General features: G+C 63.1%; 7 protein-coding genes. 5 read left to right on the forward strand and 2 right to left on the reverse strand.

Features of this window, described 5'->3' with window-relative positions; all coding sequences use genetic code 11:
• Positions 1–141 precede the first annotated feature (141 nt).
• From ABW043_RS18750 to ABW043_RS18760, 3 genes are read left to right on the forward strand one after another with little or no spacing between them, the layout of a single operon-like run.
• On the forward strand, positions 142–849 hold the full coding sequence (locus ABW043_RS18750) for a M48 family metallopeptidase (RefSeq protein WP_353922723.1): 708 nt from the start codon (positions 142–144) through the stop codon (positions 847–849).
• Between the two features lie 52 nt (positions 850–901).
• On the forward strand, positions 902–1,240 hold the full coding sequence (locus tag ABW043_RS18755) for a hypothetical protein (RefSeq protein WP_353922724.1): 339 nt from the start codon (positions 902–904) through the stop codon (positions 1,238–1,240).
• Positions 1,241–1,299: 59 nt separating this feature from the next.
• Positions 1,300–2,007, forward strand: coding sequence for a L,D-transpeptidase (locus ABW043_RS18760; protein ID WP_353922725.1), 708 nt, complete (start codon positions 1,300–1,302; stop codon positions 2,005–2,007).
• Positions 2,008–2,043: 36 nt separating this feature from the next.
• Here the strand turns inward: ABW043_RS18760 and ABW043_RS18765 are convergent, their stop codons facing one another.
• Positions 2,044–2,841: a DMT family transporter gene (locus ABW043_RS18765; protein ID WP_353922726.1), complete on the reverse strand. Its 798-nt coding sequence runs from the start codon at positions 2,839–2,841 to the stop codon at positions 2,044–2,046.
• A gap of 410 nt (positions 2,842–3,251) precedes the next feature.
• Between ABW043_RS18765 and ABW043_RS18770 the strand changes: the two genes are divergently transcribed.
• On the forward strand, positions 3,252–5,576 hold the full coding sequence (locus tag ABW043_RS18770; RefSeq protein WP_353922727.1) for a membrane-bound PQQ-dependent dehydrogenase, glucose/quinate/shikimate family: 2,325 nt from the start codon (positions 3,252–3,254) through the stop codon (positions 5,574–5,576).
• A gap of 371 nt (positions 5,577–5,947) precedes the next feature.
• On the opposite strand, the gene ABW043_RS18775 is transcribed toward ABW043_RS18770, so the two are convergent.
• Entirely contained in the window at positions 5,948–6,472 is a 525-nt protein-coding gene (locus tag ABW043_RS18775; protein ID WP_353922728.1) for a hypothetical protein, read from the reverse strand.
• 155 nt (positions 6,473–6,627) lie between these two features.
• Between ABW043_RS18775 and ABW043_RS18780 the strand changes: the two genes are divergently transcribed.
• The coding region (locus ABW043_RS18780; protein WP_353922729.1) for a T6SS phospholipase effector Tle1-like catalytic domain-containing protein at positions 6,628–7,652 on the forward strand (1,025 nt) is incomplete at its 3' end.

A 7,652-nucleotide genomic window follows, 5' to 3' on the forward strand; every position in this document is an offset into this window, starting at 1 on the left:
ACTGGCGCCCGCAAGGGCGCCATTTTTTCGTTACAGTGGGAAGCGTGTTCCAAAGCGCCGAACTGGACTAAATTGGGCAACACCGATTCTATAGGCTCGATGTTTTCTTTCCTTCGCCAAGCCCCGAAAGCGCCCAAGAGCGTGACCATCGACCTTGATGGCCGCCCGGTGGAGGTTGCCGTCAAGCTGAGCAAGCGTGCATCGAGCTTCCGCCTGTCCCTGCCCGCCTCGGGTCCGGTGCTGACCCTGCCGGAGCGATCCCGCTGGGCCGATGCCGAAGCCTTTCTCATGCGCCACCGTAACTGGCTTGCGGCCCGTCTGCCGCGGACCGCGCAATCGATGCGCCTCGAGCCGGGTATGGAAGTGCCGTTGCGCGGCATACCGCATCTCGTGGTCGGGACGGGCAACCTGCGCGGTCGCGTGGAAATTCTGGCGCTCGCCGACCTTCCCGAATTGCGCGTGCCGGGTTCCCCAGAGCACCAGCCGCGGCGGCTTTTCGATTGGCTCAAGTCCGAGGCTCTCGCCGATCTCACCGAGCGCAGCGCCTTCCATGCGGAAAGGCTGGGGGTGACGGTAAAGGACATAAAACTACGCAGCCAATCGAGCCGCTGGGGGTCGTGTTCGTCGACCGGGACGATCAACTACAACTGGCGGCTCATTCTGGCACCGCCCTTTGTGCTCGATTATGTTGCCGCGCACGAGGTCGCCCATCTCGTCGAGATGAACCATTCCGATGCCTTCTGGGCCACCGTGAAGCGCACAATGCCGGATATGGAGCGCGGGCGAGCGTGGCTAAAAGCACACGGTCGGCAGCTCATGGCATGGGAACCGCCGGGCAAAGGCGGCTGACGACCACATCTGCCCCCGTGCTGCCGCAATTGCCCCCCAGCACCCCAAGCATATGCAGCGTCTTGTTCTTTCCATAGCGATTCTCTTTGCCTTCGCCGCCCTTGCCGGGGTGACGACGGCGCACGCGCATCGCTATGTGGCGACGCCCATCGTCGTGCTCAATCACGTCGATGACGAGAACGTCCCCATTCGCATCACCGTGAAGGTGCAGCGCGGCGAGATCGATCTCGGCGAAGGCATCGTCATGCCCTATGGCGCCCATCACGCCATCGTCGCGCTGCCGCCCGAATTGCCGGTTGCGCCCGAGGGCGAGGCGCCGAGCGATCATTTTACGACCGACGCGGCCCGCCCGCTGGCCGAAGACCTCCTCCGCCCGCCGATAGCGGCCTGAACGAAACCCTTTCCCTTCCCTTCGTTTAGCGCCCCTTTTTCGGGGCCGAGGATATTTCTGTGACTGATATCATCAGCGCGACCCCGTCGCGCCGCGCCGTCCTGGCTGGCCTTGCCGGTCTTGGCGCCCTTGCTCTTGCCGGCTGCTCGACCACCGGCTCTACCCGCTCGGCCGTCGCTACGGCAGAGCCCGCCGGCCGCATCGTGCCGCCCGAGGTGCTGGCCATGTATGGCCCGCTGCCGGACGAGGATTTCCCGATCCCCGCCGCGCCCATTCATTTGCTGGACCCGGTCTATTGGCGCCAGGAAGTGGACAATATCACCGGCGAAAAGCCCGGCACGGTGGTCGTCGATACCGCCAACCGGTTCCTTTACTGGACCATGCCGGATGGCCGCGCCATGCGTTATGGCGTCGGCATCGGCCGCGCGGGCTTTGAGTGGAATGGGCGGGCCCATATCGCCTACAAGCGCAAATGGCCGACCTGGACGCCACCGTCCGAAATGATCGATCGCCAGCCGGAAATCGAAAAGTATCGCCACGGCCAGCCGCCAGGTCTCGAAAACGCCCTCGGCCCCCGCGCCCTCTATATTCACCAGGGCAACAAGGACACGCTCTATCGCGTGCACGGCAATATGGACGTGCATTCGATCGGCAAGGCCGTGTCCTCGGGCTGCGTGCGGCTATTGTTCCAGGACATCATCGACCTGCATGACCGCGTGCCCAATGGCTCGCCGATCGTCGTTCTGGCCGATCAGTCGGTCGTCTGATCCGAAAAAGGGGGCCGCATATCGGCCCCCTTTGTCTTACAGTGGATGGCCGTCGGAAATGACCGCCTTCTTCGGCCAGCGCTCCAGCGCCACCACGGCCACTCCGCTCGCCATGATCACCGCAATACCGCACAGCGCCAGCGCGTTCGGGAAAGTCCCGAAAATCAGCATGCCCGAGATCAGCGCCCAGATGGTCGACATATAGAGAAACGGCACGACCGCCGCGACGGTGGCCGCGCGATAGGCATTGAGCAAGAGCCAATGCGCGAGGATCAGGAAGACGCTCGACCCCACGGCAAAGGCCAGTGTGAGGGGTGAAGGCATGGTCCAATCCTCAAGCAGGAAGCCCGCAAGGCCCGCCCCGACGATCTCGATGGCTCCGGCGCCGACGGCAACCACGAGCCCAGGAATTTCGAGCTTTATCTTGCGCCCGACGAGATCGCGTGCGGCGACCGCGGCTGCGCTCCAGAGCCCGAAAAGCGTATAGGGCGAAAACCCGCTCGCGCCCGGTTGGGCCACCAGCAGCGCCCCGCCGAAAGCAAGGACGATGAGCCCGATCTGCACCCCGCTCAGCTTCTCCTTGAAGAACACCATGGCCCCGATGAGGAGCAGCAGCGGCGAGGTTTGCCCCAGCGCGGTCAGATCGGCGATCGGCACATAGGCTAGGCCGGCGACAAAGCCCATCGCAGCAGTAAGTTCTAAGAGATTTCGAAGCTGCACCCGCCCATCGAGCATGCGCGGCACAAATCGCAAATATCCGAGCGCAGCAAGGAGCGGCAGGCCGAGAAAGGTCGAGCCAAGCCCGCGCAGGAACAGCGCCTCGAAGGGCGGCAATCGTGCATGGCGAGTTTGAGAAGGCTGTCATTGATGGTGAAACAGGCGGTGGAGAGGACCATCAGGATGATCCCCAGCGTATTGCCGGAAAGGCCGCGCATGGACAAAAAATCCGAGAGAGACGGGCAGGAGGAACCCGTCATCCCTGTTACAAGTCCGCTGAAAAATGTCCAGTGAACCCGGCATCAACTTTGGGATCAGCCATGCTGTGGGGCCTTGCCCGATCGGCATGGGGGCTTTCCGAGGTGGCAACCCGAACTTGACAAGGCCCGGCGCCAAGGCGCATGCGACCCATGTTTATGTCTTGACCTATACGTCATTTCGGCGCGGCGCTAAGCTCGTCCGGCAGACGAATAGGCCCTTCGGCCAAGTTCCCTCTCGGCCGTTCAATTTTTTGGAACAGGTGATTCATGAAACTGCTGGCGCGGTTATTCGCCATCGTCCTTGCGCTGATCGGCGTGGGGTTGGCGGGTGGTGGTCTATGGCTGATTACTCTCGGAGGTTCAGCCTATTACGCCATTATCGGTGTGGTTTATTTCGTTGCGGCAGTGTTGATGCTGCGCGACAAGGCGCTTGGCGGGCAGCTCGTGCTGCTGGCGGCTGTCCTGACCGTGCCATGGGCTATCTGGGAAGCAGGGTTTGATTTCTGGCCGCTCTTTGCCCGCCTCATGGCGCCGCTGGCGCTGGCCGGCTTTGCGCTTCTCTTTACGCCTGCCCTGGCAAAACCCGCCAAGAGCGGCGCCTATTATGGCGGTGCGGCGTTTGCTGCCGTGCTCTTTGCCGTCGGCTTTGCTTTTGCCTTCCAGCCGCAGGGCGTCATCCGCCCCTCGGCCGATATTCCGGCCTACCAGCCGGCCGCCGGCGACAACACCCCTGCCAACTGGACCTCCTATGGCCGCACGACGGCGGGCCTGCGCTATTCGCCCTTCGACCAGATCAACCGCGACAACGTGAAAGACCTGGATGTCGCCTGGACCTATCGTACCGGTCGCGGCGATATCGGGCTTGACCAGAACACGCCGCTGCAGATCGACAATCTCGTTTATTCCTGCACCACCTCCAACGTCATCATCGCTATCGATGGCGATAGCGGCGAGGAAGTGTGGAAGTTCGACCCCAAGGCCAGTGGCCCGTTCTGGCAGCGCTGCCGTGGCCTCGGCTACTTCGAACTGCCCGTCGACCAGCAGGCCGATGGTGCGCTCTGCAATACGCGCCTGATCATGACCACCATGGACGCGCGCCTCTTTGCCATCGACGCCAAGACCGGTGTTGTCTGCCCCGATTTCGGCACCAATGGCGCCGTGTCGCTCGGCGAAAACATGGGCGAAGTCATCCCCGGCTTCTACTTCCAGACCTCGGCCCCGCTTGTCGCCCGCGACAAGATCGTGGTTGGCGGCTGGGTGGTCGACAACCAGATGGTCGGCGAACCCTCCGGCGTCATCCGCGCCTTCAACGCCGTCACCGGCGAACTCGACTGGGCCTGGGACCTTGGCAACAAGGCCATTACCCGCCTGCCCCTGCCGGGCCAGACCTATACCCGTGGCACGCCCAATATGTGGTCCACGGCCGCCTATGACGACGAACTGGGCCTGATCTACGCCCCGCTCGGTAATACCACGCCCGACTACTTTGGCGGCGATCGCCCGGCCTTTGCCGACGAATACAACGCCAGCCTCGTCGCGCTCGATGTGAACACCGGCCGTGAACGCTGGAAGTTCCGCACCGTCAACCACGACATCTGGGACTATGACCTGCCGAGCCAGCCGGCCCTGCTCGATCTGCCTGATGGCAATGGCGGCACTGTTGCAGCCGTGCTGCAGACCACCAAGCGCGGTCAGCTCTTCCTTCTCGATCGTGCGACCGGCGAGCCGCTGGCCGATGTCGAGGAAAAGCCCGTGCCCCAGACTGGGCATGTGCCGGAAGAATATCTCGCACCCACCCAGCCCTATTCGGTCGGCATGCCCACGATCGGCGCAGACCACCTGACCGAAGCCAAGATGTGGGGGCTGACCATGTTCGACCAGCTCATGTGCCGCATCGCCTTCAAGGAGCTGCGCTACGAGGGTGACTTCACCCCCATCGGGCTCGACTACGTGATCTCGCAGCCGGGCAATATCGGCGGTCTCAACTGGGGTTCGGTCTCGGTCGACATCCCCAATAACCGCGTCTTCGTCAACGACGTGCGCGCCCCGAGCAAGTTCGCCCTCGTGCCGCGCGACGACTACGAAGCCTTCGCCGAAAGCGTCCATGCCGACGATACGGGCCACGGCCCCTCGCCCCAGCATGGCACGCCCTATGGCATGGCCACCGAAATGTGGGTCTCCCCGCTCGGCGTGCCCTGCGTCAACCCGCCCTTCGGCACCGTTACGGCCATCGACATGAACACCCGCCAGATCGCCTGGCAGGTGCCCGCCGGTACCGCCGAACAGCTCGGCCCCCTCGGCATCAAGACCAAGCTCCCCATGCCCATGGGCCTGCCGACCTATGCCGGCACTTCGGCCACGGCCGGTGGCCTCGTCTTCTTTGCCGGCTACCAGGACTATTACATCCGCGCCTACGACGCCGAAAACGGCAACGAAGTGTGGAAGTACCCGCTCCCGGTCGGCTCGAGCGCCACGCCGATGACCTATGTTTCCCCCGAAACGGGCAAGCAATATGTGGTCATTTCCGTGGGCGGCGCGCCCTATTCGGAAGACAAGGGCGACTACGTCATGGCCTTCGCCCTGCCCAACTGATTTTTGGGCTTTTGCGCCTCAGCCCCTTCCCGCCTTGTGTGGGGAGGGGTTTTCTTTTGGCCGTATCCAGCACAAAACCCCGGCCGGCGTCTCCGCCTCCGGTTCAATTCCAAAAAATAGGCAGACCCCGAGGTGGCATTTGCTCCTTGGGACTAGTTTAGATGGGGCAAAAGCCACCTCGGGGGCCGGGTTTTTGGACGACATCCACAGCGCCTCTTGATCGCTCGTCGCGAGGGACCGATGCCCGAACCCGCTTTCCCATGCGAACGGGACCGCGACCGGCACACCCCGCTCAGTTCGCATGCAGACCTGCCCGCGCGAGGTGATGGCCCCAATGTATGCCCCCGCCCCGGGGCGGGGATAAGTTTTTTTCAGAACGGGTCCTGGTCGATATCCGGCGGCCCCAACCGTGCGGCGCGTCCGGCGGCAAAACCCGCCTCATAAACACGGCTTTCCTTGGCATCCATCAGCTTTGCCAGCGCCTCGCGCATATCGCGGCCCTTGGACGTCTTGAGCTCGAAGGGCGGCACCGCCTGGCGCAGCCGGGCCACCGGCAGGGACGCACCGGCAACGCGCCAGCATCGACAACCCGCCTTGCCATCCCAAAAGGCATGGCGATTCTCAAAATCCTCCAGCATGGCCAGCACCTGGCCCAATTGCACCGCGAGCCCGGCAAAGTTTTGTGCGGCAACCGGCAGCCGATCGGCCGGCTTTTTGAGAAATGGCCGACAATCGCTGATCAACCCTTCGACCGTCGCCCGCTCGGTATTCCCCACCGGCGCCTCCGGCTTCTTGGCGGCGATGACACAAATGTCCTTGTGCAGGGCGGAAAGCCGCAACCACAGCGTCTCGTGGCGCTCGGCGAGGAAGTGGGAGATTTGGGGAAGGGTGGGCATGAAAGGGTCTCCTGTCGGTCATTTCCGAGGAGAGTAAGTGCAGCCCGATGGCCGGGGATTAATTAGACGTTACTCACGTCGCCCGAGACCGGCTTGCCGTTCGCCCGCCTGCTGGGGAATATTCCCTTAAGGATGATTGTCGTGAGGATTCTTCAATGAAGCGTATCGCGATCTTCTGTGATGGCACCTGGAACCGCATGTCGGCGGAGCAGCCGACCAATGTGCTGCTCTCGGCCCAGCTGGTCCTGCCAGCCGATGCGGCAGGCGTGGCGCAGGTCACTTACTATGACGAGGGCGTCGGCACGACCGGAGGGCGCATCTCTACCATTCTGGCCGGCGCTTTTGGGCGCGGGCTCCTCGACAAGATCGAAGCCGCCTATCGCTTCCTGATCTTCAATTACGAGCCCGGCGACGAGATTTTCATCTTCGGGTTTTCGCGCGGCGCCTATACGGCCCGCTCGCTTGCCGGCCTTATCCGCAAATGCGGTATCGTCCCGCGCGGGCTCGCCGGCAAAATCCGCGAGATTTTTGAATTCTATAAGGATGCCGCGACCCATCCCGACAGCGACGAGGCGCAGCGCCGGCGCATGGCGCTGTGTCCGGCGATCATCCTCAAGGATGCGGATCGCGACTGGCGACTCGAGCATGGCGCTGATCCTGATCTTGTGGCCGCGGCAAAGCCGCTCATTGTCCGCTATGTCGGCGTCTGGGACACGGTTGGCGCATTGGGCATTCCCCAACACCTGCCGCTGGTCGGGCTCCTTACAGGCAAGAAGTACCAGTTCCACGATACTGATCTCTCGAGCACCGTGCGGTCCGCCCGGCATGCCGTGGCCATAGACGAAACCCGCCTGAGTTTTGCGCCTGCCCTCTGGAGCAATCTCGAAACGCTCAATGCCACGACGTCAGGCGTCGACAGATATCATCAGCTCTGGTTCCCCGGCGATCATGGTTCGGTGGGCGGTGGCGGCGACATTCGCGGCCTCTCCAACGACGCACTGGCCTGGATCATGGAAGGCGCCGAAGCCGAGGGTCTTGCTCTCAACGACACGGCGTTGGCGGCCCTCAAAGCCCTGTCGGACCCGATTGCACCCCTCTCCAATCAGACCAAGCCGCCCGGTTGGGTCGACCGGTTTCTCTATTGGCGCGGTCCCCGTAACGGCCCGCAGCAGAAGCGGAT

The sequence above is a fragment of the Devosia sp. genome (assembly GCF_040509215.1).
In the GTDB taxonomy this organism is placed as follows: Bacteria; Pseudomonadota; Alphaproteobacteria; order Rhizobiales; family Devosiaceae; genus Devosia.